Raw genomic sequence first — 1982 nt, forward strand, 5'->3', positions numbered from 1 at the left:
CCGCCATTCTCTGGATGCCCTGCCCTGGGTCGCCGATGCCGAGGTCCGGCGGGTCTGGCCCGACCGCCTGACGGTCAATATCAAACCCTACACGCCGGTCGCCCGCTGGCTGGGTGGCGCCGGGCAAATGGTCGATGCCCAGGGAAAGGTATTCAGCGTTCCCCCGGCACAAGTACCCAATGGACTCCCCAATCTTGCCGGACCCGCCGATAGTGGCAGCCAACTCCTCGCGCAACTGGCCAAATTTAATACCATTGTTGCCCCACTCGGCCTGAAAGTCATTTCCCTTCAGGAAGACCAAAGGGGTGGATGGCGCTGCATTCTCAATAATCAGGTCCGCCTGCTGCTGGGCAGCGAGGACGTGATCCCTGCTTTAAAACGCTGGGTGGCCATTGCCCCCCAGGTCAAGGAATACCTGGTAGCCGGAGCCACAATGGATCTGCGCTATACCAATGGTTTTGCGGTCGCCATGCCCTCAGCGACCACCGTCAACAGTCAGTAACGGATCCTGGATCCGAAGGAGAGAAAGCAAATGAAACGTGGACATCAGGAACTCATCGTCGGCCTGGATATTGGTACTTCCAAAGTGGCTTGTATTGTTGCGCAGTCCAAAGGTGGTCGTGAAGCAGAAATCATCGGTGTTGGTCAGCACCCCTCCCGGGGCTTGAAAAAAGGCGTTGTCGTGGATATTGAATCCACTGTTCAGGCCATCACCCGTGCCGTGCAGGAAGCCGAGCTCATGGCCGGTGTGCAGATTCATGGCGCGGTGGTCGGCATCGCTGGCGGACACATTCGCGGCTACAACAGCCACGGTATTGTCGCCATCAAAAACAAGGAAGTCAGCAATGATGATGTAGGTCGGGTCATGGACGCAGCACGCGCCATCGTGATCCCGCAAGATCAGAACGTCATTCATATTTTGCCCCAGGAATTCATGATTGACAGCCAGGAAGGGGTTCGCGAACCGGTCGGGATGTCGGGAGTACGCCTGGAAGCCCGGGTACATATTGTTACGGGTGCTGTCAGTGCCGCCCAGAACATTGCCAAATGTGTGGAACGTTGCGGGCTGCAAGTCCAGGATCTGGTCCTCGAACAGCTGGCCTCGGCAGACGCAGTGCTCACCTCGGACGAGAAAGAACTGGGCGTTTGCCTGGTGGATATTGGTGGCGGGACTACCGATATCGCCATTTTCCGCGATGGGGCTGTCCGCCATACGGCCGTCATTCCCATCGCCGGAGATCAGGTGACCAATGACATTGCCCTGGGTCTTCGCACCCCACCCGTCGAAGCCGAGCAAATCAAGAAGTTATATGGTTGCGCCCTAGGCGATCTCATTCAGCAGGATGATGAAATCTCGGTACCCAGTGTCGGCACCCGCCCGCCCCGGACTATTTCCCGGCGCATTCTCGGTGACATCATTGAGCCCCGCATCAAGGAATTGTTTGAACTCATCCAGGCAGAACTGCGGCGCACCGGCTATGAAGATTTGATTGCCGCTGGCGTCGTCATTACCGGCGGTTCCAGCCTTCTGGAAGGCATTGCCGAACTGGCCGAAGAAATCCTTCACCTGCCGGTTCGCGTCGGTGAACCCATGCATTTGCCGGGAATGGAAAACGTGGTTCGGGTACCTGGACATGCCACGGGCGTGGGCCTGGTCATGTACGGATTACATAATCAACCTGCCGGGCAAGGCGAAGCCGCAGTCGCTACCCAGCCCAAGGCGGCCTATGAAGATCACAGTCAGGGACATGCCGGTATGGACACCAGCTTTGCTGGTGTTTTCCGGAAAATGCGCAACTGGGTCCAGACCAGCTTCGGCTGATCCCCACCAACACCCATACTTAACGAATCAGGAGAAATATCATGTATGAATTAAACGAATGCGAACAGGACGGCGCCGTCATTAAGGTCATCGGCGTCGGCGGTGGTGGTGGTAACGCCATCAACAATATGTGTGGGGCGGGTCTGGAAGGGGTGGAATT

General features: G+C 57.2%; 2 protein-coding genes. Both read left to right on the plus strand.

The window, feature by feature from the left end; genetic code table 11:
- A partial coding sequence (locus HAP95_RS13425) for a cell division protein FtsQ/DivIB (protein ID WP_215884665.1) occupies positions 1-502 on the plus strand: 502 nt, incomplete at its 5' end.
- Between the two features lie 30 nt (positions 503-532).
- On the plus strand, positions 533-1822 hold the full coding sequence (gene ftsA, locus HAP95_RS13430; RefSeq protein WP_215884666.1) for a cell division protein FtsA: 1290 nt from the start codon (positions 533-535) through the stop codon (positions 1820-1822).
- Positions 1823-1982 lie beyond the last annotated feature (160 nt).

It is taken from the genome of Acidithiobacillus sulfurivorans (assembly GCF_018853815.1).
GTDB classification, from domain to species: domain Bacteria; phylum Pseudomonadota; class Gammaproteobacteria; order Acidithiobacillales; family Acidithiobacillaceae; genus Acidithiobacillus; species Acidithiobacillus sulfurivorans.